We start from the raw sequence: 24,048 nt of genomic DNA, 5'->3' as shown, positions 1-24,048 counted from the left end.
ATGCAGACTACTGGCACATACGGTTACCTGTTACCAATCGAGTTCATCATTTCTCGCTTTTTTTTTGCTTCTAAATCAAAAGAATATTGGTAATTCGCACTCCTAATTTTCAATAATGAAATTATGCTTTGGGCATCTGTCGGATGTGATTTTAAATGTTTTTCTAATTTTGATGTGTTCTTAATCATGCTAACCCCCCTCTATCTATATGATTGAATTTCACATGGTAACTAATGTCGCACTCGCATAAAGATGCAGAATCTTGGGTTAGTTCAATTTCTTTTCTACCGTGTGACAGAATCGCTGATTGTTGCCACGTGGGAAAATACTCAATTATTCTTAGAATGTCATATACTTCTCCGTCTGCTTTTGGAAAATAGCCATAACCATCTATAAAACTTCCGTATTCTAAAATCAATGCATCTGTTATATCAATGCCGTTGATTTTAATTCGTATATTTTTTGTTTCGAATTCTTGCTCTGATACTTCTATTCCTATTTTGACTTCGTGATTATGAGGGTTGGGGTTTATAGTATTGTTTTTGATAGATAATGATTTAGGTTCTGTCAGTATAGTTTGAGCAAACGTTGTGACAAGTGGTCTAACATGTAAACTGAATGTGTATCTCATAATAAATTGCACATCACGAGAGATAGTAAATCCTGTGTACAATCTATTAATCCCACGTAACATACTTTGGAAATCGGCTTTCGAATCTGACACAGTATTTCTTCTTTGAAATTGCCTTTGCTTTTCTATTTGATTCTGGTTATCTTGCCTCTTTATAATCTTGGCGAAAGCTTCATCAATTTGTGTCATCTTTAAACAACTCCTTACAAATAGTTAGTACATTAGTTTCATTCATGTTAGTGTCAAAAGTAGTTTCTATTTTCGTAATATAAAAATCTGCTGATTGTTCGTATATTTTTTTGCAATATCTGCTACATCCATCAAACATCATTAATTCGTTAGAATAATCAAAATAAACTTTGTCTAATACATTTATATCTGATGGCAAATAGCCTACTTTTAGCGTTATGACTTCTCTACGTCTACCTTGATGCTTCAACAATTTAACCGCTGCATTATATGCGATTCTAGATTGTCTGGACCGTTCTTCATTACTTATTGCCTCGCCGTTTTGTTCAAATGGCGCAACATCATTAAAACTTTTTGTTTCCTCAATTATTTTTCCTTGCTCTAAGTTGATTGAAAATTCATCCAGAATTGAATATTCAAGAGAATTGTTAGATGCAATTCTAGTAATATTTGTATAATAATTTTTTTGTTCGTTGTTTACGGTAGGATTTAAAATAACAATTGGAAAACCTTTGATTGGCGCTTTTCCTGTTTGTTGTTGCTCAAGATAAACATCACGTAATGTTAAACTTGCCTGGGAACTGTCCGATTTTTCTCCGTAGACAGTAACGGAATTGAAGACATGATCAAACTGTTTTTCGATTGAAATATCACTCATTATTCTTATGTGTCTTTCCGTTTCACCACTCTCGGATAGTAAATAATCTTTTTTGTTTCCAAATGCGCCAATTTCTAAATATCGATTATATCTAAATCCGACTCGCCACCAAATATTATCGGTAAGCTCACACGCTTTTGTTAAGGCTTCTAGATGACCTTGACGACTGAATGCGTAATTGATATTAGCTTTCATCGCTGCTTCATCAGAATTTATATACCATTGTGTTGAATATAGGAATGGGGACTGACTAAAAACATCAGGTAAGTTTCTGTTTTTAACTGTGTAATTTTCTGGTATTTGCCTTTCGTCCCATTCCACAATTTTATGGTCCAATTGTATTTCAGCAGTTTCTGCATCTTTATCTAGCGTGATAGTTTTGACGAGTCCATCAAACATTTTATCAAAGACAATAATTTTAACATCGATGTTTCCATCAAATTTTTCCGCTTCATAGATTGGAAGTTTTATTGTACAACTAGGTATTTCCATAGGCTCATTTGACCAAGACATCCCTTCTATCATATCGTCTACATACTGCTCTTTGCCTTTTTTATCCGTGATAATTATTTTAAATACACATTCCTTACTATAGTCATGCCCGATATCTTTTCTTGATGCAGAATGTGGGAAAAATATCACTTGCAAGTCTAGTGTTTTTGTTGATCCATCAGAAAGCACCCTGATAAATTTAACGTAAAAAGGGTTTGTATTTTCGAATTTCATGCAAAAATCAATCCCGCTCCATTCAACATTCTCTACATCCGGATTGGCTTTCTTTATATCAGCTCTCTTCTTTATATCTAGCTGTACGGACGACAAAAATTTGTTGTTTGTTGCATCAAATATTTGCATCTTTTCTACTTGTCCCTGATTAACTGTAGATGCTCTACTAACATTCATCCTACTTTTACTGGTCGAAAAATCTAAGCCGCCCACATTGACTGATTGGATAAAAGCATCCCATCTATTACCTATAATTGCTGGTCTTTCCCAACTGGCAGCCCAAGAGTTTGTTAAATATTCTGGGGACTGCGATCCGTTCCAAAACTCTTCCCATGTTCCCCAACCAGCATTAATCCACTGTCCTTTAACTGACTTAGCAAAATTTATTTGGTATTTTGCATCTGCGTATGTTCTCTGCATATGATTTGGCACATCTCCCCAGTTAGAAGGGTAAGACCACTGAAAATAGCCATGTCCCTGTGATCCTGTTGAGGCATCGTATGTTTGTTTGGCCATCGGATCAAGAGTTGCCTCCGCATAGGCGTTGGCACATAATGCTAAAGCAGTGTTTTTAGCAATACCTAAATCTAAACAGACATAAATAAAAAATTGAGCCCTCGAATTTATATCGCCCCAATTAACTGGATATGTTTCCCCTTTGTTCCCTCCGCTGGTGCCACTACTAGTATTGTTCTGTTGTGGATTTGGTTTGTTACTTGCGAAGTGCCAACCCTTTATGCACAACTTATTGCCAATATAGCTATACTCTTCAATCTCTCCAGAATTATCCATATTTTCTGCAGTATTTTTTTTGGTTGTCGCATCTCCAGTCGCTTGCTGTTTATCCCCATTTGCATTGGGTGATCTGAAAACAGTATGCGGAGGATTCCCAGCAGTTGATAAAACTGAATTAAAGTTATCAATAGAAACTCCATTAGCTCCATAATTACAATGTATAATTGTATTAGCATCTAAAAATATCCCGGTATGTCCGGCTGCACCACTCGACTGACCTTGTATCCCAAAAATAAAAATATCACCATACGTATATGGTCCATTTATTTTGGAAAATCCGATGCTAGGTAAATCATTAAACATGCTATCCGTATTCCCAACATTCAAACTAGCACCTGATTTATTTAATGACGCGTATATAGCACCACTACAATCGGCTGTTCCGTCAGCTCCTGTTCTGCTACCGTTCATCGAGTACGTGGTCCCGTTATTTTTTAAAGCACGCATATTCGCTATTGCAGTATCCATATTAATACTCATAATGCGATCCCCCTCACGAATACTCTTATTTCTTGCGTTTCATTTTTATTGAAATTAAAAAATCTGATTACATTTTTACCTGGATTCACCTTCCAATGGACTATTCCATTACTTCCGTTATTCTTTTTCAAAGAAAATGGTTTAGTTCCGCATTCATCATTAGGAGTGCATTCATGGTTACAAACAGAATGAAATTTTGAAATTTCCAAATAATCACAGTTGTTTTTAACAACACCTTTTGAAATTGTTGTTTCACCACTGTATGATCCTTCTATAATAGATTTTTCACCATTGAATTCTATTGTTAAATTAGTAAAGCTTCCGCATATCTCAATAACCACATCATCCGTTTCATAAAATGTCATCGCTTGAAATTCTGCCAAGGCTGTCTTTGCTCCATATTCTGAATAAGTTAAAATGTTTGGCTCTTGACAATCACAGGAATAATTAATTTTTTTATTGTTGCCACAGTTTCCTATTTGGTTTACTAAATCGTTTCTCGGTATCTCACACAATCGTTCACCTGCACATTTGAAACACATTTTTATAGGGGCTAAAGCCACATTACACCAACAACATTCACATAATGGACGTTGGAGCACTTCAAAGCACTCCAAAACGTCACACTGGTGGTATTCTTCTAAATAAGTTGCTGTAGGGTCTGCAATATACCAAACACCTTGGGGCAAGTAAAATGTTACTGTATAACTTAAACGTCCTCTTTTCTCTTCTAAGCCTTCTGAAACTGATTCAGCTTTAGCGATAGCCCAAAGCAACGAATCGCCTTGTATCGCCCATAACCGACCAATTTTATACAAATTACTTTGCACGAATTGCTCAACTAGCTCTCTGTCTTCACAGTTAAATTTACTTTTATCAATTATGATGTTCATACTAAAAGTTTTTGAATTTATTTTACGCCCGCTCGTCCTTTCAGGACTATAGTCTCCATGATTGTTAATAAAAGAACTCTTAGAAATTCTAAAGTCAGTTACTATTTCAGGCTGCGTTTGAATATCAACTGTGTGATTGAATACTAATTCATTAAATTGTACAATTTTTTTCATTATCTTAGTCTCCTGTTGATGATTTTAATTGCATCTGGAGCTGCAGTTGTATACATATTCATTTGTTGATTTGTCGTTGTGTTGTTATAAATATTGTTGACAACGCTCGATGTTGTATTTGATATGCTTCTGCCTAGATTTGCAAAAGTAGGCGAAACTTGCCCTCTTCTTAATTGTTCGAAGAATGGCATACCTATCTTATCCATAATTTTCTTAGGTACAACACCTTCTCCGTTCTGCAAGATTGGTTGTTCTGGTGAATCTACAATCCTAGAATAACCAGAAGGGCTATATACTTTTCCACCGCTAGCTAAAACTACTGGTCGAGGTCGTGATGAATTTGTATTACTTGAATTATTTGTTGGTTGCGAACTGTTTGTTAATTGTGACAATTTTGACACTCTGCTACTAATTGAATTATCAAGAAGTATCAGCGCATTATTAAATCCATCATTCAAGTAACGACCATATTCATTACCTAGTCTTGAAAAAATCTCGGTCTTGCTCTGCAAAGAATTGATCTGGTTGTCAATTCCGTTTCCAATTCCTTGAACGGACGAATTAAAACTATTTTTTAAAGCATTTCCCCAACTAGTACCAATATTTTTAAATATATTTACTTTCTTATTTAATTTAGAAACTAAACTATCAACGATCGTTAAGATTTGCTTAGGTACATTAGATTCCTTGAAACCTTGCACAACCCTTTCGCCCCAGCTTTTACCAATCGGTTGGAAAGTAGTTGACGACATTTCTACCATCTTGTTGGCCATATCTATAAAAACTTGGATTAAACTAGCAGCATTTTGCATGCCATTTTCATAAGAAAATTCATTCATCGTATCAATTATTCGTTTCATAGATGATAATCTAGATATTACAGCACCTTCAGAAAATTCTATATTGCCTAATGTTGGTAACTTTGTTCCAAAAATTACTAATGAATCTATTGTAGATGTTGCTTTATCAAGTGTTTCACTGGATATTAAATTTTCTGTTTGGGGGAAATTATCAAGCGTAATTCTTCTCATTAGGCCCATAAAAGCAGTTATATTTTTTTGAATGCCAGCAATATTAATTTCATCATTTTTAATTTCAGCCATTTTACTTATTGCATTTTTTAACGGATCAATTAATTCGGCATATTTTTGCAAATCCTCTTTATTAACCATAGAATCAACGAATTCATCCCACTTTTCAGCTTTTAAAGAACGCAACAAGCCTTTAACTTTTGCTATATTATTGTTAACTTCATGTGCTTTTAGTGGTTGTAATTCAGAGAGTTTATCTGTAATTGTTTGTAACACCATTAAAGCTGCTAAAGCTTGTTCAAGTGTTTTAGTTTCAATGAATCCACTTTGAAAATCAATCCACGAATCAGCTCGCATCATTCTTAAACAACCTTTAATAGCAGCGATTTCATCATTAATTTTCTTTGAAATTCCTTCTATATTTAACGAACTGATAGCTTGTAGCTTCTCTCCTACTACTTTTAATACATCCAACGCTAAAGTGACAGGTTCAATTAAATTCTTATCAACAAAACCACTATCGTACTCAGTCCACTTCTCATTTACGAGCATTCTAAGAACTCCTCTTAAAGCTGCTAAAGTATCATTTGCTTTTCCTGGGTCAAGTTCCATTCCTGCTAAAACTTTAAGTTTTTGTCCTATTTCTTCTATTACATCCAACGATAGGGTTAACGGTTCTAAGAAATTACGATCAACAAAGCCACTTTGGTATTCAATCCAGCTTTCTGCTTTTAGCATCCTCATTGCGCCTTTTAGATTTACTATAACATTCTGCGCTTTACCTATTTCAAGTCCTATGTTAGATAAATCATAAAGCTTTTCAGATAAATCTAATATTACTTTTAATGATTCTATTGACGGCTCGATCAAATTCTTGTCTACAAATCCCTCTGAAAACTCACCCCAATTACTGAGTTTTAACATTCTAAGCGCACCTTTGATATTCACTATAATTTCTTGAATAACTCCAGTTTCAACGCTATTGTTTGATATATCGAATAGTGATTTATTAATTAACCCCAATGTTTTTAATGTTTCTACAACATCCATTAATAAGTTACTAGTTACATACCCATCTTTAAATTCATCCCATTTTTCTGATTTTAACATTCTCAATGAACCTCTTATGTTAATCAGCGCGTCTTGAGCCTTTCCGTTTTCGGGGATACTTTCTATAAATACATTCATTTGTTTATTTACATTTGAAAGCAAATATATTGCTTCTTCTAAGTTTTTCAATAGATTTTTATTTACTAATCCATCATTTAATTCTTCCCACTTATCAGCTTTGAGCATTCTAGCAAAGCCTTTTACATTTACTATATTATTTTGTGCTTTAGTTATATCGATCGACATGGTTTCAAGGTCTTTTATACGACCGAATAGCTTAATGATGTAGTAAATGGTTGTATCTATTGAATCAACGAACTTTGGTTTGACTGGATTAAATGTATTATCCGAAAAATTTTTAACATCTATCAATGGTAAAATTTTCTGAATCGCATTGATATTTTTTTGTACTTTTTCACTATTCAATAATATATCTTCTAGTGTTTTTACTCTTCCAGATAGAAGTATTATCTTGTCTAAAGAATCAATTGCATTATTATATACCGCTGAATCTGCCTTTCTTTTAAATGCTTGACCAACAGATGACCAAAATCCGCCTTCCAAACTTAAGTTGTCTAAAGTAGATTTTATGGAAGAGATAATTTTATTTGTCTTTTGACTATTTATCGCTGAACCTTCGGTGTTTAATTCTTTCAACTTATCAGAGATAACAATTATATTGTCTAGAGTTTTTATAATTGATCCTGTGGTAAAACCCGTCACAATAGAATCGAATAGTGTAGTCAATGATGACAATTGAGATTTTACTATCATTGATAGCGTAGAGATAACATTTGATATTTTCCTATCAACATTGCCAAAATCACTCGGAACTTTCTCATCTATTTGTTTCATTGTTTCGGCAAGTAACATTAATTCTCCTGCTAGTGCGACAACTGTTACTATACCTACGGTAATAGCCGCTGCTCCAATACCCGTACCCATAACAGCACCAATAACTCCGCTTAGGAGTGCCATTTCTCCAATCACTAGGGCTATCGTACCTATTTTCTTTTGGATATCAACAAACTCAATATCAACGTTTGATAGTTTTTCTAAAGATAAGGTCATTAGGTAAATTTCACCTGCGATAGCAGCTATAGCTAACAAACCAGTCAGCATGGATGTACCAGCTAACTTGCTTACTTTATCTACTGCAATTGTTATTAAACCCATCCCAGTAACTGCAACTGCAATTGATGCTAGTTTTCCGTAAATACCATCCATGTTTTCAATTTTAGTCACTTCTTGTATCGCTTTAGCCGCCAGATAAACATTTGCTGATAGTCCCGCTATAATACCAAGCTTTAAGCCTATTGATTTAAGTTGCTCAACACTAATATTCTGAAACGGTGTTGTAAACTTACCTTTCCCCTCGCCAAAATTAAAACTAGGTATTTTAAATCCTTTAAATTTACTTAGAATGCTAAAAACTCCACCTATACCTTTTGATCCGACTCCGAAAACTTTCAGCCCTAGACCAGCAACTTTAAGAGCGCCCCCGAACAAAAGCATTCTGGGAATTAGCTTACCAAGACCTTCTGCTACATCTCCGTTTCCTAATAAAGAGAACAGCGGTTTAGTGAAATTGAAAACACTTTTAGCAATATCACCCATTTCTTTCATTCCAGATACAAGACCCTTAAAAAAAGAATCATAATCAAAAGACGAAAGGAACTTCACTGTACTATCAATGAAACCAAAAATGGCATCTTGATTTTTAACAATTGTGTCAGCTATACTTCCTAACCCTTTTTCAAAGAAAGAGCCTATTTTACCTAACATATCTGAGATGCCGCCTAAACCTCTACTTTTGCCAATTTCATCTACTGTAGTGATAATCTTAGCAACGCCACGGGTAACGGCAGTATTCATACGAGATACCCCGGTTTGAACTCCGTCTACAGCATTCTTAGCTTGCTCTGTAAAACTCTTAAATCCATCAGCACCCGTTGTATTCATTTCTATGATACGTTGCATAAATTCATCCATTGATCTGTCGCCGTTTCGCAATGATTCGCCTAGTTCGTCAGAAGAAACACCAAATGATTGTGCAACTTGTGCAACTTGTGCAGGCATGGCAGTTAGCAACGATCGCCATTCAACCATATCAGGTTTTCCTTTAGAATAAGCTTGGGAAATTTGTTCTAAAGCACTTGCTTGAATATTTTGGTCAGCTCCCCCAGCCAATAAAGCATTATTTAAGGCTAGAAACATCTCTGTTGATTTTTGTATGTCGCTATTTCCAGAGGTAAAACGTTGAACTGCAGCTACACCTTTGTCTAATGTTGTTGGTAGCCCTTCTAAGCCACTAACAAGCCTTTGTCTTGATTTATCAGCTTCTTCTTGCGAGATGTTTAAGTTACTCATTACTTTTGTGTAGTTATTTAGTGTATCAACACGAGAAATAGCGCCATCGACAGAACTGCTAATCATGTTTAGCCCTTTTCCAACTAAATTATTAACTAATCCAAAGCCGAGCATTTGATTTAACTTAGATGTTAGTGGATTAAATGCTTTTAAAATTCCGTCACCCATTTTATTAACAGAATTTCCAACATTTTTTATAGATTCACTGACATCTATTTTGACTTTTTTCGCATTTATTCTATCGATTTCATTTTCTACTTTGTACAACTCTGCATTTGCAGTTCTTATTGGCTGTATATCTGCTTCTACAGCTAGTTTTTGCCTATTCAGACTTGCTAGTCGCTTATCCAAATTTTTAATTTCTGCATCAGCATTTTCTACTTCTTTGATCCCTAACTTTATCTCTGTTTTTTGCTGTCTCAGCTCACGCATTTCCCCTGCTATACGTTGGGCTTTGTCCCGCAATTCATTTAGTTGTTTGCTATCTATTTCCAGTTGATATTTTTTTGTCACTAACTGGTCCATTGTTTTTTTTGATCGTGATAGCTCGCCATAGAAGTCTTTAAGATTCGACTTGACATTGATAGAAAATTGTCCAACTCCGCTTGCTGCCATACAACTACCTCCTTTCTCTTTTTATTTTCGCTTTGTTAATCTTTTTCGTTGTATTTTTCTGCTAGTTTATCCATTTGCTCCGTTAGCGTTTTAGCTTGTACTTTAATAAAATCTTGGTTCTCATTTAAGAAAATTTCAAATAAGTCCAAATTAGGTAAGCTAGGTGTTTTATAATCTTTTAAATCATAAATCATTGTAAAGATTTCCTCGAAAACTAAATCCAATAACGTGATGATTTCAACCCATTCATAAACTTTTGCTTTTGTTCCTTTATTGATTATTTTCTTTATTTTTTTTGATGATTCTTCTATCATTGCAACTAATCCTGTAATTTTAGCTTTTTCTGCTAAATCGAAATCATAATTAGGAGTTACATCAATTTCAAACATTTCAAACTTATCATTGATTACAGTAAGTCTGTGTGTGTCATCAATGATATTTTTTTGTTCTTTTTCCTCTAATAAGCGTAATTCTCTCTGTAATTCTTCTTTAGTTTTTGTCATGATAATTCTCTCCTATCTCATTCTGTCTAATGTATCTTGTATAAAATTATGTGGTTTGTTGCCTGGATGCCTCACCAGTTTTGCGTAATAATCTTTACCATTGACTACCCAATGTAATGCCTTCCCATTTTTGGCTCGAATAATATGAGGCTTTGAACCATAGTAATAATAAGGTACATAATTAACTCCTCCAGCGTTTCTTGGATCTGACATTAACTTATTTTCATTAATGCCAACTAGGAAGCTTCCATCAGTTTTCTTATCCATTTCAACAGCATCGCTTAAAGCTCCTGTTTTCTTATTAATGACATCTTTCATTATTCGTTTGCAGTCTTTAGCACGTTCTTCGGTGTTTTTTTCTACTTCTTCCCACATTGCTCCGAAGACGTTACCCCCAAACGGATTACTCATCTTCATCACCTGCAATTTCTTTAAAATAAAATATTTGCTTCTTAGGTGCTCTTTGTTTAGGTGCTTTCGGCTGGCTATACTTGTAATTAATAAACGAACTTAGTGAATTATCGTTAGATATCTTCGCAAATGTGACGATCAACTCTGAAGTTGACCAATTAGAAATAATGTCATACGGTCTCATCTTGTAATTCTTTGCTATTTCGTGGGCAATATTGATATAAGGATCAATAAATTGGCTTCCTTCAAGTGAATCATCTATTTCTTGAGGAGAAATAACAATATTACTTTCTTTGTCATTAGTAACGTTGTACAGAGCTTCGTTGATAAGTTGCTTATTAGCCATTACGAATGCATATGCCAATTCATCTGAATAATCTAATTTAGTCTTATCTCTAAAAAAACAATTTAGAACATCAAGAATATTGCCTTCTAGAAAAGACATTATTTCTTCATCTTCAAAATCCATCATATCTTCGTCATATAACTTACCGATAATTTTAATTAAGACCATAGTTGCGCTCAATGTAATAGTATGATTAAGCGCTGTTAGCTTCCCTTGTCCAATTTCACCATATTCTTGCATTTCTCCTGTTGCCAAATCAGATTGACCTGTAAGGATGTATTGACCATCGGTATCAACTCTAATATACGGTGGTGCAAGGCTATAGTTGGTTGTAAATGCATTAACGACATCTTGCTTAGTAATATTTTTATCCATAGTCTTATCAAAAAAAGGAGTAAGATGTTCTTACTCCTTCCCTTTCTTACTTACTATTGTCAAGTTTAACCAACGTTCCGAATTTACCGTCATCATCTTTGACCATAGAATAAGGAATAGTGATTGTACCCGCTGCGTTGGTCCATGTTAATGGAAGTCCAGTGGCGAATACATTGTCAGCTTGCAATAAATACTCATCTTTACCGATAGGAGTTGTAATTTCCATGTAGTATCTAGCTTCGTTGAGTTCTTTTGTTGTAATCTCCCATGCTGTTCCATTTTCCATTTTAGGATAAGAAATAACAAATTCTTCATCAACATAAGTTGCTTTAACGTAAACAGTTTCCCCATCCAAAAAGTACATATCTTCCGGAATCGTTACTTTGCTAGCGGCTCCATCCACTTGCATATGTTGTAAAATCTCATATTCACAGTTTTGTGGTTGGACAACTAAATGAGGGCATTGAATTGCTGCTAAATCAGGAATCTCAATTGCTGCATAGGATACACCATTTAATGTTTTAGCAGCCGCTTTAAATTTACCATTACGTTTCACTGGAAATTGAGATTTGTCGATGCGTTTATACAGACCACCGAAGTCTCCTAGCTCTCCAATCATCTTGCTAGCTGTAATCGAACGTTCAATTGTTGTCGCTGTGTCATCATACGAAGGGATTGAACAAGTATCTTCCGTAATAGTTAAAGCAGGGTCCCCAGAGAAATCAGTAACACATGTAAACCCAACCGTTTGGTCTTTCACCATGTCATATGCATTTTCGAATAATTCCAAAGTCGAAAGCATAAATTTGGTATCTTGTTTAGGTTCTACGGTAACTAAAAATCCAACTGGTTCTCCAATCCAACCCGTACCAACTACTTCATCAGGATTAAATAATTCAAGAACAATAGCGTTCCAACCTTCATCGCTTAGAGTAACATTAAATTTATTACCATTTTCGTTGCCTTTATTTTTAACGGTGATATCATACTTTTCACCTTTTTTACCATTAACAAGTACACGTAAATATCCATATTGGAAAGGTTCACTGTTTTTATCTACTTCTGTAGTTAATAAGGTTGAAACTTCTTTTTCTTCTGCTGGAGTTTCAGGAGTTACAAAAAGCGTTCCTGTCATATCGCATTTTTGCAAACCACAAATTACTTCATCTGGTCGATCGCTGAACAACTTAGAAAATAGAATAGAACCATCAGTAACTTCTGAATTTCGGAATCCAAAAATATTACATTGTTTAGGATTACGCAATTTGGTAAACCAAGCAACAGAATCTGTCGATACTTTACCAAATGCACGAGATTTAAAGTTTGGACGACATTTATCTAAATAACTCATTGATTTGACCCCTCCTGTTTTTTAGTAGTGCGACTTTTCGGCTTATCATCTTGCTTATCTTGTTCTTCTTTTTGTTGGCGAACATTTAAAGCAAATTCTTTTTGATGTGTCATGTCGCCACGTTGCGCACGAGCTTCTAATCGGTCTTTATAGCTTTCTTTTTCTTTAGCCATGTGTTTTCTCCTTTACACTTTTTTAAACAGTCCAGTACGCATAAATTTGCTGAATTCAATTAGTGAAACCTCTTGAGGTTTTCCGACTCTCCAAGTTCTACCGTAAATTTTCTTTACTGTTATTGTTGGGATATTCCTGGAACCTCTACATGATCCGCAAACTGTACCGTCCTCTTTTTCTCCTAGATATTCAATTTGAATCATTTAACAACAGTCCAATCTTTTATTGATTTCAATTCACAGAGTGAATATTTTTCAATAACCTTACTAAAGTAACTAATTGCTATGCGTTTATATGTTGCCGACAAGTCTTTCGTACCGTCTACCTCAACGATAGCCACGTCATCCTGTGATCCGCAAGATGCACACTCTACGTCATTCAGTTGCATGTAAACTTTTGCAATAGAGCAGAACCATTTACACAATCCTGGAGGAATTTCATCTGTGCCTACTACGTACTCAAGTAATAATTCATACTTAGAGCAGTTGTTACAGCAATCTATTTGTTTAGTGAGGTCAATCAACAAATCATGCGTGAAGTCATCATATGTGAACTCTAGTTCTTTTGTTTCCTGTTTAATACCTGTCCACATACGAAGTTTCACTTTGATTGTTTCTGGTTGAACCCAAGTTTCTGTAAGGTTAACAATATATGTTCTTGGGCAACATCCGCCGCATTCTTTTGATAAAGGGATTCTAAGTTTTAACAAATGATCGTCAATCCAGTTACCGCATGTTGAGTCTCCCCAGGTCTCAAGTGCGGTTAAAACTGCATTTCGTTTTTGCTCTTCATCTCCGCATTCGAAACAAGAACAGCAATCGCTCACTTGTTGTAAATATACGTCGATCATAAACTTGCCTATTTAATAAAAGGAGCATAAGAGTTAACGTTGATTAGCCCTTCAATCCCTTTTAATACTTTAGGTGTATAGCTAGATTTAATATTTGTGATTGCCAACAGTAAGTTAGATTCTGTTGATACAACAGCACCCATATTAGTTAAGCTAGTACAAGCGCTCCAGCAATCTGGATAAGCAGTCTTCCCTTTTTCGAAATGAACAAAGGCTGAATCATTTTTTGAAAATTCGTTATAAATGAATCGAGCATTCACATCTAAAGGAACAGCAGAGAAAACACCAACAGTTTGCGGAACTAGTAAGATGTTACCTGTAAGTTCAGTCTCATCTACATAAACCAATCCACTTTCTACTACTCGAATGTTTTCGTAATAGTAAACATCATCTGTATATGTTGTTCCATCTTGGCTAGTTCGTTGTTCTGAACGCACTGACCATCCAGAAGGATAATTTCCATCAGCTTTCTTTTGAACCTCTGTAACAATTGCAGAATAAGCAATTTTATCTGCTAAAAAGAATGCATCGCGGAAGTAACGTTTACCAATTGCATGCATACGACTTGAAACTTCTTTAAATACTTCTAGAATACCGATAGAACCATCTACCGTGTAAACATCTGGATTTGTATATACTTGAGCCAATCCGCTGAAACGTCTTACAATGTGACCGTTTTGCTCTGTTGTAAGCAATCCGTTTAAGAATGTCAGCATATTTAATACTACAAACTGTGCAATTAAACCTAACTGCTCAAATGCTTCAATTGTTGGTAAAGCTTCTTTAGGAATTCCTGATCCTAGCGACATTTGTCTGTAAGCAGCATATACCGCACTATTAGGCCCCGCTACTCCAATTTGTTTAGCCATAATTGAAATGCCTTTATCGCATTTTTCTAAACATAATTCCTTCAGAATCGTTGCATCTTTACATACTTGTAAATCTCCTGCGATAACACAACAAGAATCTGCTTCAGCTGTCATCGGACTGAATGACATTCTTGGAATATTTTCTAATACTAAGTTTTGGTCTTTGTCATAACCGAAGATCGGAACATTATCACCAGCATTAGATGCATCTCGCATCGCTTTCAACTGACGTGACATTTGAGTATTTAATAAATAAGTGAATCCTTCATCATGCTCAATTAACGCTGTGAACATTGATTGCGCTAAGTTATTGCCTAGTAGTCCACCACCGATAAGACTATCGACAGCAAGAATTGGATTATCGGAACGTAATGTTGGCGTTCCTTCTTTGATTTCTACATCTTTTACTAATTTCAAGGTATTCACTCCTTCTAATATTTACTTGATGCTTGCATAAAAGCAGGCAATTCATTTTTCATAGTAGTTTCCGCTACTGTATTTTTTGTATCGATCACTTCAGGCTGTTTCGGTTCTTTAGGTTCTTCAACAACTGTATCCGCAGGTTTTGTAGATCCTTCTGCATTTTCAATTGTGTTAGGTTTTGTTGCTGCTTTAGGTTCTATAGTATCTTCACCTTTCGCAACAGTTTGCGGTTCCGTTGTTTGCATTGCAGCATTTGCCGCTTTTAATTCAGCAAGTTCAGCTTCCAATTTCGCTTCTTCTGCTTTTTCTTCTAATTCAGCATTGATTTTCTTTTGTTCTTCTAGTTCTGCTTTTAAATCATCAATACGAGCCATTTCTGTTTTTTCCTCCGTTTCTATATTTGCATTAAAAGTAGGGTCAATCTCTTCGTCTTCTGCAGAAATATTTAATATAATTTTACGTTCAGAATTAGTAATTCCTTTTTCTTTCATCTCTGATACTGTATACCAGTTAGTGTCATCAACAGCTTTAGTAATATTATTTATATTAGTTTTTTCGTGATAGATATTTTCAACGTTCTCCTGCAACTTATCAAGCATTTCGGCATCTTTTCTTAAAGCATGAGACTCACCATAAGAAAGGCCTTTTGGCTTATGAATCATATATGAAGTTCCTGCCATAGCTATTCTTTCATCGCCAGCCAAAAATATCACAGAAGCTGCACTAGCTGCCATACCAGAGATAACAGTTGTAACTTTCTTTCCACAAGCGCATAGCAAGTTATAAATTTCAATACCTTCAAACGCATCGCCACCGACAGAATTAATAACAACAGTGATATTTTCAGATTTTTCAGATGCAAGAAAATTTCTCACTTTTTTGGCTGTTATCTCATCGCCAACAACTCCGCTTAAAAATAAATCAGGCATCTACCTTTACCAATAACGGAACAGATTCATATTCAGCATTACCGCAACACTTGTCTTTGGTAGCTTCTGTTTTAACTCTTACCTGTGCATCTTTCAGAGAGTTATAATCTTTTTCAGATAATGAGTAGGTTTTATTTTTGAATAACGATACCCAGTTGTTATCAGCATCTTTCACTAATCTTTTTTCAGTAGCTAATCGACCATTCAACACAACGTCAATTCCGCCATCCACATTTGTATACTCAGGTGAGTTTTGTCTCAACAACTCTCTTTGACCTCTCGTAAGAGTTCCGTAGGGACGTGATTTCAATACTTCGATTGTATCGTCTTGTTGGGTTTCGTCTTTTTCTTCTTCTTTAACAACTGCTTTATTGACTACATCTAACAAGTTTGTCTGTGTTTCGTTTTTTGATTGTTGTTCGTCTAATAAAGCTTTTAAAACGTCCTTGGTAGAATTAGGGTCGTATTCGACTTCCAATTCATCTAATTTCGCTTTGATTTCATCTTTATTCAAAACTATACGCCTCCTGTTCCTGGGTTTTCTTGTTCAGGGGAGTTAGTCACACAATCATTGTAGTTATTACATTGTGGTTTCTCGCCTAATCCTTGTTTAGCAGGATCAATAGTCAATGTAGCAAAGGATCCGCCGTCCGGAGCAAATAAGTATTGTGTTTTGCCATCACCAGTCACCATTTCTCCAACATGCGGAAATGTCATATAAACACGTTCTGCATCTTCAGGAGTTGTAAGTTTGATGGTTTCACCATTCGAATGAACTTCTGCCGCAGTATAAATATATCTAGCCAAAATAATTCACCTTTCCTTTCTTTATACTTTCTACCAACACATTACTAACTTCTTCAACGGGTAAGGATTCTTTGAACTGTGAGATTATGTCTGCCGAAGAAACTGTAATAACATTAAAATCTGCATAGGCAGATGTTGATAGCGGGTTTAGTTTTTCTTTTCTCTTAAAGTGTAGTGCTTTGTAAGCTCTCTTAGGCAAGAAACCTGTCGGAATCTCATCTACCACTGATGCGCTAATAACAACGTCTACAGAGCCATCAGGATTCCTACGAGCAACATTTTTAAATCTGATATCCGGGTTAAATGAGGAAAGTTTGTTAAATTCAGTCATCCCCATCCCTTCGTATTTAATAGATTTCAAATTTTCTTGTTGTAATTTGTCATACTCTTGTATTGGCAATGCTATATTGCCGTTTTTATGTGTATAAGCTAGCATTATGCTTTCCCTCTCAATCTTGTTTGTAATAAATACCCCTCTAATTCCCACAAGCGTTTTTCTATTGATTTCACCGCTATGTCATAGGCTATTTTTTCATCGTAATTCGAAGAATCAACACAAGCCGATTCACCAACGACAGTAAATCCATTTTCAAGCTTGATAATTACGACACATTGTTTACCGAACACTCTATGAAAAACTTCTTTTTCGGATTTTTTTATTAAATTATCAATCTGTTCTTTAGTGACCGTTTTTAACATTTTGATTATCCCTCTTTTCTTTTTATACTTTTGTATCTTCAAAATCAGCAAATCTGATGTAGTAACCTTCTTCGTTAAAAAGCTTATCGCATAACATGCTTAAAACATTTGCTGTGTCGTTTTTAAGTGGATACAAGAAATTAGCTCTTGCATCTTTTATCAAAGCTTCTTTGCTAATATTTCCTGAAGCTTCACCAAGATTTAAAAGAATAGTTGGGAAATTGACAACAGATGAAATAATGTCATCTTGCTTTTTCCAATAAAACTCATAATCCTTAATTACCGTCAAAGGTTTTACTTGCTCAATTTTTTCATACTGTTCATCTAGCATGATTACATTTGAATCTTTGGTGTTGTTTTTCTTTATTAGACTAGCTACTTTGTTTCTCATCTTCTGGACAGCTTTGTTCACTTCGTCTTTTATTCGGTGTCCAGTGGCAGATAATGCACCTGAAATTTTACCTTTCGGAAATACAAAAACATTCCCGTAATCACGATAAGTTGTACTTTCATTCACTTTCCTGTTTATCTGTAGCAAGTTTTGCAATCGCATAAGATCAGAGTTTAAAACATAGGAATCACAATCAAATATAAGCATGTTTTCTTTGCTGATGATATATCCGTTATCATCTCTGATATAACCCTTTGGATGTTTAGACCAATCGATTTTATCCGGAACATCAGGCTCACCTACTGTGTAGTAACTAACTTCATTGATAATCGCATCTTGCTTAACCGGTCTAAAAACATTGACATCATCATATCCGAGATAATACAAACATGGTTTACTTCCCTCTTCCCCTGGATCAAAAAAAAGATATGCTTTGCCAAAAATCTCTTTTTCTCGTAACACTTTTTTTAATTCAGAGAAATTCGTTTTCCCATTTCCGTTTTTGCTAAAAAGAAATTGCTTAAATTTGAATGTGTGTTCTTCGCTTGTATTCGAATCTTTCGCTACCTCTATTTCAGTCCCAAAGATGGATGCAATTTTAGAATTTAAAACGTAATTAAACATGGGTATCTCTTTAAATATTTGTTCTAGCTTCTCCCTATCAATGCCACGTTTCATCATTTGAATTAAATAGTTTTCGCATTCCCCGTAGCAGCTGTTGCTTTCGCAATATGGGCATTGCCATGATTCACTCACAATAACACCTCGATTCCTTCATAAACATGCAATTTAGCACGTGTGTTCGCTTATTTTTTTATGGTATCACGGAATAAAAAATACGTCCCTTTACCTGTTACCAAGTAAGGAGGACGTATTTTATAGCATGAAATCATATATTGCTTGGATGCATAAAACGAAACTATCAGCATAGTCGGGTGACTTTCCGATTCGTGACTTGATGACATCTTTCGGTATTACCTTGATTTTCCTAGCATCAGTTATAAATTCAGTTGCATCTAGCTCCTTTGATAATTCATTTGATTCACAATAACTGACTACTTTTCTGTTCCTTAGTTGTTCGCTCGTGTTCAGATACATTTCAGCACGCTTATTTAATGCTAAAGCTGTTTTACCTTTCGCTTTATCCGATACACTGCTTCCAAAATCGATACTCCCCACCGTTATTCCATCACTATGAGTTGCTACATAATCGATAATGTGCTGTCCGTGTGCTGGATCAATATAGACGGAGTTGACATTAGCTTGCATCAGGACGGCTGTAACATCTGCCCCAACCTTGTAAGATGTATACCCATCTATCCATTCATCATCAAAAGTTTGGAATCCAATTAATTTAAATGTGTATGTCTCGGTGTTGTAGGCCATCAAGCACAGCATTGTACTATCTTTCCCTTTAGTTGCACTATCTATACCAGCGAATATATAGTCATGTTCAGTTAATTCTAATTTTTCTGTTGCGACTACGGGACTAGGGAAGTCTACTTCCGCATTTTCTGGCACGATCCCCAAATAATTCCAAACGTACCAAGCGTAATCGGTTATTTTCATTGATTCTATCTCTTGTAACTGCTGCTCATTAAGTATACCTAGTTTAGTATCATCATCTAAGTAAGTTGTATGGATTTTCAATGCTTTTTTATTTTTAACAAATTCGAATATCCAATGATGTTTATTCTTAGGCGGATTGTAACTAAGAGCTGTTTTAATCCTCTCACCCTTGATTCCGTTTCTAAGCAATGTATCATCAGTTGATTTTATCGTCTCTGGGCTGTCGAATTGGTCACACTCTTCATACCATTTCCAAATTAAGTTAGAAACCGCATTTCCTTTTTTCCCTTGTTGCATATTCAATCCATAAAATTTTATCTCAGCACCGTTTTTATATCTTACTAACATCGGCTTTTCCCTGGTAATAAAATCTTTTTCCATTCCAAGATTTCTTATAACATTTTTGAACAACTTAAATGCGCCATCTCTCAAATCCTCTTGCTTATTCATGAAAACTGCAGAATTTGTCACAATCCCTCTTGATGCATGTACAATTGTGTCGATTAGTATAGCTAGTGTAATATCATAAGATTTAAACGAAGAACGCCCACCAGATAAGATGAACGTGTCCTCGTCTATTTTTCCTGCTATCCGATCGAATAACGGTTTGTGCTTACTTATTACATCTTTGTTAGAATCAAATTGTACCAACGTCATAGATTTATCTCATAGATGGTCTTGTCATCTTCATCTCCGACTTTCTCTTTGAGAATACGATTTTTAATCTCTGCCGTTTCCGCATCTGCTTTAGCTTTCCGTAATGCTAATTCATTCTCATCGTCTTCAATACGTTTAGACATTGCATTAAGAGCATCTACCGCTCGAATGATAGCATCATTTGTAGCATGCTTTGCTGATTCTCCATTTTCTTCCGCACGAATCAGGTCTTGTTTATTCTTCTTTAAAACTGTTCTTAGTTCTGACTCCGCTTCTGAAATAGTCCATTTAAATTTTCTTCTCTCTTCTTTCAGCCTTTGTTCTCTAAAATAGTCAATCCTATTTGAAACCTTAGCAATCTTAGCCGTAGAGCTAGCGTTAGTCCAAATACTTTGCTCTTTCATCTTGTCGCTACTATATGCTTTTCTATATGCGCTACTGTAGGTATATTTTTCATAGCCTACTAAATAAGCAAAATTTTCTTGCCTTGGCGTTAGTCTATCAGCATTGATTTTCTTTTTTCGCTTATTTTTCATTATTTCTCCTCTTTTCCTTTACTTTTAAATTCTTCTATTAATTAAACGTTTTAAATGATTAGTTGGATCACATGTGCCGTATAGTATCGCTACGGCTATTTCTGCTGCCCTATCCGCATGATGAGTATCACGCCACTCTATAAAATTTTCGTTTAGAAACATCCATTCTCCATGACCTTCAACTTCGAATTTATTCTTTTGTGCTTGCTCATCGTAAGCTAAAACGAAGTTCAAACAATTATAAAAGTTTATTCCCTCTCTACTTATGGATATTCCGTTTTTAGTAAAGTACCTTATTCTTTTGACGACATAGTCTGGCATACTGGGTTCAGGAGGTTCGATTTTGCTATAACCATCAACATTAATAATTTTAAACCCGTGAACATTTTTAAAGCTAGCCAAAGCCGTTTCTTGAAAATCAGAGATATTGTTATCCATTCGTAATCCTCCTTGAAATATAAATTTTAATTTTTATCTCCCCGATTAATCTCTTTTGCTTCAGATAATTCAAAGTAAATGCCTCCATCTTCTAATGACTTAGGATAAAGCCCCATACTTTTTTTCTCCAAGTCCCATTTACCCATTTTCTCCAGTAAATTTATGAACCGCTTGTTTCCCCAAGATGCGTTTTTACATTTCTTGTTAGCTGGACGATAAAATTTCGTAGCACCAGCCGTTTGTTTCGTACAAGGTACTAAAGCAATCATACCATCTTTGTCATTAAGATATAATTTAACGTATTCCGCATAACCTAACATCTCGGAACATGGTTTATTAAATCTTATTGCGTGGCGAGAAACTAAAACTCTTGGCTCTCTTTCCACATTGTTTAATTCGATTAGTTTAAATTTTGATGTTAATTTCATTTTTGTTTTTCCCTCCACTTATCTAATTACGTAATCGTAGCATCTGCCCATTCGGTCAGGACTTCCAGTTTCTATGCAGTTTTGTAACGTCTTATGAGCAATCTTACACGCTTCTATTGTTTTAATTTTACTACGGTAAATTTCTGATTCTCCATCTGGATAAATAACAATAATTGGATCACATTTATCTAAAAAATCTGTAGTGCTGAATACTCCCCATATATCTGCTATTTTCGCCTTTGCTTCTTGATCACCCAAGTCAGCCAGAATAACATTCTTTTTTAATTCATCTGTTAGTTGTCTGTCTTTGTTTGTCACTACACACACCTCACTTTGTGACAGCTACTCAATTTGTTAAACCCCCTCTACTTTAACTACTTTCTGAACCGTTTTACACTCCATAGCCCACTTGATAGCCGCCTTTCTAGTTGGCTGTTCTAGTGTCAGTGTCCCAAAGTCACCCTTGTGTGATTTGCAAATTAGTTTGTAAGTTTTCATACCTCTACCACCTCCACCTCACTATGTCCACACAGCAAAGAGTCTTGTTTCCAAATCCCGCCGCCGTTTTCAATCTCCAATTGATGCCTGTCAGCTTTGGGGAAATACAGGATCACACAATTCTTACCGACAGACTTTACTTCTAGTAGTTGACCAGTATATTTACGTACCCCTGTTCCGATATATTTTACTTTTTCGCCTTTTTTAATCATTGGTTATCACCTGCTTTCATAAATACAATCCAATGAGTTTTCGCTCTTTTGTTGCCGTAAAGAGGTTCGTAATCAATCACCTTTAAAATCTCAGCTAGTTTTATCTGGTCCTCGTTCCACTTAAAAACAAGTGTACCGTTAGTCTTAAGTACTCTCATACACTCGTCAAAACCTTGTTTGATATCGCTTTTCCAATTCGATTCGTCAAGCTTTCCATATTTCTTGGCCAACCAACTATTTTCGCCCACCTTGATTAAATGCGGTGGATCAAATACCACATGATAAAAGCTATTATCATCAAACGGCATGAACCTAAAGTCTGCTACCACATCAGGCTCAACCTTTAATGACCGACCATCGCAGAGAGTATCATCTAGTTGTCGGTTATCCATGTACAGGACATCTTTATTTTGTTTGTCATACCAAAACATACGACTGCCACAACAGGCATCTAATATTTTTTTAGTCACAGCTATCACCATCCAATCTAACAGCAACCGTCCTCTTGCCTTTGTCACGCTTTACATTGCTAGGCGTTGCCCAAAACTCAATCGTTGATTGTTTAACGTTTAGTGCCTCAGCGCATTCTTGTTTTGTGCCTGTGGTGATTAAGTTATCACCTTTGTATATTGAGTAGTCCATCTTTAATCACAAAGGAGTAAAAAGCTTTTTAATGTCGGCCGACAAACCTCCACTCCTTTCTTGGGTTATTCTTCTACAAAATCAATTAATTCGATTCCAATTACATTTTCACCAATTGAGTCCCATTCATCCTCGATTAAACAGGTATCTCCGTCTTCATTGGTTAATTCCATTGAATACCAATCATCACCTAAGTCTTTTAGTTTAATTGGGTTCTCTTTGAATGTTTTATCATAAAAGTCGTCAGGATCAACTTGTAATAGTGCTACACCTTTACAATCACCTCCAACTTCATAGGTCACAAAACCTTTAAATTCAAATGACTGGAAATTCACTTTTATAGTGTGTACTCCACGGCTAATATTTTGATCATAGTTTTCCATCCCTATTCATTCCTTTCGTTAATACTTTTCTCGGCAAAGTTGCCTCATATTTTCACATTCTTTTTTAAACTCTTCGTCGTGATAAGTTATTTCAAAGTCTTCCTCAGCCTCTTCATAAAAGTCTCTGCATAATTCTTCTAGTTCAAAAAACTCTATATCGTAACTATCAAAATTAACTACATAAATATTTCCGTTTTTTTCTAAAATCTCCATATACTCACTATCCATGGTAAAACTTGCTAAGTGTTTAATCATTGTTCTCTACCTCCTGCAGTTCTTCGGCTGTTTGGATGAGTTCAAATTCATCGGCGTTCATATCCTCCCAGCCATAACCGTCAAATCCACTCACACTAATTAAGTTCGATTCGCTAGTTGTCTTTGCGAAAAATAGCTCTCCCTCATACTTCACTATGTCTCGATCACGAAACTCATCCAACTTACGCCCGTGTTTTGCAAACTGCTCGGCACGATGAAACGTTACTATCTGTTCTGCGGTGGCTGGTTTGTCTTCGCACGGAAAATCAATCTCGTAAGTGTCTTCATATAGATCACCGCTGTATAAAGCTAATACAGCCAACCCAACTTCTTTCGTATCAGGATATTCCTCTATTTCAAGAACTTTATAAATTACTTTTCCATCACTGTAATACTCCCCGACCGCAAAGGATGGGGTGCTTTTTTCTTTTTCCATTAATGTCAACATGTTATGGGTCATTCTCAGTAAGTCACCTTCCAAGCTATTCGGAAAATTGTATGATCCATCAAGTTGCATATAAAAATGTTGAAATCTATCTCCGAGTTCTTTTTGATACCATTCTATTGTTTTCTCTGTCATTGTGTTCCCTCCAATATATCTCCAAATTGATACCGCATCGCAAACTGTTG

Annotated in this window: 29 protein-coding genes; all 29 read right to left on the bottom strand. The window is 35.4% G+C overall.

The genetic code is table 11. The annotated features are described in order from the left end of the window. Window positions 1–23: 23 nt before the first annotated feature. Window positions 24–188, bottom strand: a complete 165-nt coding sequence (locus tag IGJ34_RS05000; RefSeq protein WP_430598264.1) for a hypothetical protein — start codon at window positions 186–188, stop codon at window positions 24–26. Then, on the bottom strand, window positions 185–820 hold the full coding sequence (locus tag IGJ34_RS04995) for a hypothetical protein (protein WP_111248883.1): 636 nt from the start codon (window positions 818–820) through the stop codon (window positions 185–187). Before IGJ34_RS04995 ends, IGJ34_RS05000 begins: the two co-directional genes overlap by 4 nt. Further along, window positions 807–3,479, bottom strand: a complete 2,673-nt coding sequence (locus IGJ34_RS04990; RefSeq protein ID WP_430598263.1) for a phage tail tip lysozyme — start codon at window positions 3,477–3,479, stop codon at window positions 807–809. Before IGJ34_RS04990 ends, IGJ34_RS04995 begins: the two co-directional genes overlap by 14 nt. After that, window positions 3,476–4,546 (bottom strand): hypothetical protein, encoded by a 1,071-nt coding sequence (locus IGJ34_RS04985; RefSeq protein WP_430598262.1) that lies wholly within the window; start codon window positions 4,544–4,546, stop codon window positions 3,476–3,478. The genes IGJ34_RS04990 and IGJ34_RS04985 overlap by 4 nt, the downstream gene beginning before the upstream one ends. Beyond that, complete coding sequence (locus tag IGJ34_RS04980; protein ID WP_430598261.1) at window positions 4,546–9,672, bottom strand: tape measure protein; 5,127 nt, start codon at window positions 9,670–9,672, stop codon at window positions 4,546–4,548. The genes IGJ34_RS04985 and IGJ34_RS04980 overlap by 1 nt, the downstream gene beginning before the upstream one ends. Window positions 9,673–9,707: 35 nt before the next feature. After that, window positions 9,708–10,175, bottom strand: coding sequence for a hypothetical protein (locus IGJ34_RS04975; RefSeq protein ID WP_430598260.1), 468 nt, complete (start codon window positions 10,173–10,175; stop codon window positions 9,708–9,710). Between the two features lie 12 nt (window positions 10,176–10,187). After that, a complete protein-coding gene (locus IGJ34_RS04970; protein WP_430598259.1) occupies window positions 10,188–10,586 on the bottom strand; it encodes a hypothetical protein in 399 nt (132 codons plus the stop codon). After that, the gene (locus tag IGJ34_RS04965; RefSeq protein ID WP_430598258.1) at window positions 10,579–11,307 is read right to left on the bottom strand and encodes a hypothetical protein; all 729 of its coding nucleotides are present in this window, start codon (window positions 11,305–11,307) and stop codon (window positions 10,579–10,581) included. Before IGJ34_RS04965 ends, IGJ34_RS04970 begins: the two co-directional genes overlap by 8 nt. 46 nt (window positions 11,308–11,353) lie before the next feature. Further along, window positions 11,354–12,658, bottom strand: coding sequence for a hypothetical protein (locus tag IGJ34_RS04960; RefSeq protein WP_430598257.1), 1,305 nt, complete (start codon window positions 12,656–12,658; stop codon window positions 11,354–11,356). Next, window positions 12,655–12,831, bottom strand: a complete 177-nt coding sequence (locus tag IGJ34_RS04955; protein WP_181429572.1) for a hypothetical protein — start codon at window positions 12,829–12,831, stop codon at window positions 12,655–12,657. The genes IGJ34_RS04960 and IGJ34_RS04955 overlap by 4 nt, the downstream gene beginning before the upstream one ends. Window positions 12,832–13,031: 200 nt before the next feature. Beyond that, complete coding sequence (locus tag IGJ34_RS04950) at window positions 13,032–13,682, bottom strand: hypothetical protein (protein WP_430598256.1); 651 nt, start codon at window positions 13,680–13,682, stop codon at window positions 13,032–13,034. An 8-nt stretch (window positions 13,683–13,690) separates the two neighbouring features. After that, window positions 13,691–14,968, bottom strand: coding sequence for a hypothetical protein (locus IGJ34_RS04945; protein ID WP_430598255.1), 1,278 nt, complete (start codon window positions 14,966–14,968; stop codon window positions 13,691–13,693). A gap of 14 nt (window positions 14,969–14,982) precedes the next feature. Beyond that, window positions 14,983–15,903 carry a head maturation protease, ClpP-related gene (locus IGJ34_RS04940; RefSeq protein ID WP_430598254.1) on the bottom strand — a complete coding sequence of 307 codons (921 nt, stop codon included), beginning with the start codon at window positions 15,901–15,903 and terminating at the stop codon, window positions 14,983–14,985. Next, window positions 15,896–16,417, bottom strand: coding sequence for a hypothetical protein (locus tag IGJ34_RS04935; protein WP_430598253.1), 522 nt, complete (start codon window positions 16,415–16,417; stop codon window positions 15,896–15,898). Before IGJ34_RS04935 ends, IGJ34_RS04940 begins: the two co-directional genes overlap by 8 nt. 2 nt (window positions 16,418–16,419) lie before the next feature. Beyond that, window positions 16,420–16,710, bottom strand: coding sequence for a hypothetical protein (locus tag IGJ34_RS04930; RefSeq protein WP_430598252.1), 291 nt, complete (start codon window positions 16,708–16,710; stop codon window positions 16,420–16,422). Continuing rightward, window positions 16,703–17,146 (bottom strand): hypothetical protein, encoded by a 444-nt coding sequence (locus tag IGJ34_RS04925; RefSeq protein WP_430598251.1) that lies wholly within the window; start codon window positions 17,144–17,146, stop codon window positions 16,703–16,705. The genes IGJ34_RS04930 and IGJ34_RS04925 overlap by 8 nt, the downstream gene beginning before the upstream one ends. Beyond that, window positions 17,146–17,409, bottom strand: a complete 264-nt coding sequence (locus IGJ34_RS04920) for a Gp49 family protein (protein ID WP_430598250.1) — start codon at window positions 17,407–17,409, stop codon at window positions 17,146–17,148. Before IGJ34_RS04920 ends, IGJ34_RS04925 begins: the two co-directional genes overlap by 1 nt. 22 nt (window positions 17,410–17,431) lie before the next feature. Next, the gene (locus IGJ34_RS04915) at window positions 17,432–18,556 is read right to left on the bottom strand and encodes a hypothetical protein (protein ID WP_430598249.1); all 1,125 of its coding nucleotides are present in this window, start codon (window positions 18,554–18,556) and stop codon (window positions 17,432–17,434) included. 120 nt (window positions 18,557–18,676) lie between these two features. Then, window positions 18,677–20,026 carry a phage terminase large subunit gene (locus tag IGJ34_RS04910; protein ID WP_430598247.1) on the bottom strand — a complete coding sequence of 450 codons (1,350 nt, stop codon included), beginning with the start codon at window positions 20,024–20,026 and terminating at the stop codon, window positions 18,677–18,679. Beyond that, window positions 20,023–20,562, bottom strand: a complete 540-nt coding sequence (locus tag IGJ34_RS04905; protein ID WP_430598246.1) for a hypothetical protein — start codon at window positions 20,560–20,562, stop codon at window positions 20,023–20,025. The genes IGJ34_RS04910 and IGJ34_RS04905 overlap by 4 nt, the downstream gene beginning before the upstream one ends. Window positions 20,563–20,586: 24 nt before the next feature. Further along, entirely contained in the window at window positions 20,587–21,000 is a 414-nt protein-coding gene (locus IGJ34_RS04900; RefSeq protein WP_430598245.1) for a hypothetical protein, read from the bottom strand. A gap of 26 nt (window positions 21,001–21,026) precedes the next feature. After that, window positions 21,027–21,428, bottom strand: coding sequence for a hypothetical protein (locus tag IGJ34_RS04895; RefSeq protein WP_430598244.1), 402 nt, complete (start codon window positions 21,426–21,428; stop codon window positions 21,027–21,029). Between the two features lie 18 nt (window positions 21,429–21,446). Next, on the bottom strand, window positions 21,447–21,746 hold the full coding sequence (locus IGJ34_RS04890) for a hypothetical protein (protein ID WP_146237839.1): 300 nt from the start codon (window positions 21,744–21,746) through the stop codon (window positions 21,447–21,449). A 176-nt stretch (window positions 21,747–21,922) separates the two neighbouring features. Further along, on the bottom strand, window positions 21,923–22,138 hold the full coding sequence (locus IGJ34_RS04885) for a hypothetical protein (protein WP_430598243.1): 216 nt from the start codon (window positions 22,136–22,138) through the stop codon (window positions 21,923–21,925). Then, a complete protein-coding gene (locus IGJ34_RS04880) occupies window positions 22,135–22,569 on the bottom strand; it encodes a class I SAM-dependent methyltransferase (protein ID WP_430598519.1) in 435 nt (144 codons plus the stop codon). Before IGJ34_RS04880 ends, IGJ34_RS04885 begins: the two co-directional genes overlap by 4 nt. A 31-nt stretch (window positions 22,570–22,600) precedes the next feature. Further along, window positions 22,601–22,780, bottom strand: a complete 180-nt coding sequence (locus IGJ34_RS04875; protein WP_430597323.1) for a hypothetical protein — start codon at window positions 22,778–22,780, stop codon at window positions 22,601–22,603. A gap of 65 nt (window positions 22,781–22,845) precedes the next feature. Continuing rightward, window positions 22,846–23,163 (bottom strand): DUF5406 family protein, encoded by a 318-nt coding sequence (locus IGJ34_RS04870; protein ID WP_430597324.1) that lies wholly within the window; start codon window positions 23,161–23,163, stop codon window positions 22,846–22,848. Between the two features lie 18 nt (window positions 23,164–23,181). After that, a complete protein-coding gene (locus IGJ34_RS04865) occupies window positions 23,182–23,418 on the bottom strand; it encodes a hypothetical protein (RefSeq protein ID WP_430597325.1) in 237 nt (78 codons plus the stop codon). Beyond that, window positions 23,411–23,998: a hypothetical protein gene (locus tag IGJ34_RS04860; RefSeq protein ID WP_430597326.1), complete on the bottom strand. Its 588-nt coding sequence runs from the start codon at window positions 23,996–23,998 to the stop codon at window positions 23,411–23,413. The genes IGJ34_RS04865 and IGJ34_RS04860 overlap by 8 nt, the downstream gene beginning before the upstream one ends. Window positions 23,999–24,048 lie beyond the last annotated feature (50 nt).

Source organism: Enterococcus sp. AZ177 (assembly GCF_050544585.1).
Classification (GTDB): domain Bacteria; phylum Bacillota; class Bacilli; order Lactobacillales; family Enterococcaceae; genus Enterococcus_L; species Enterococcus_L plantarum.
The sequence above is the reverse complement of the archived record's forward strand: the minus strand, read 5'-3'. Positions and strand labels throughout refer to the sequence as shown.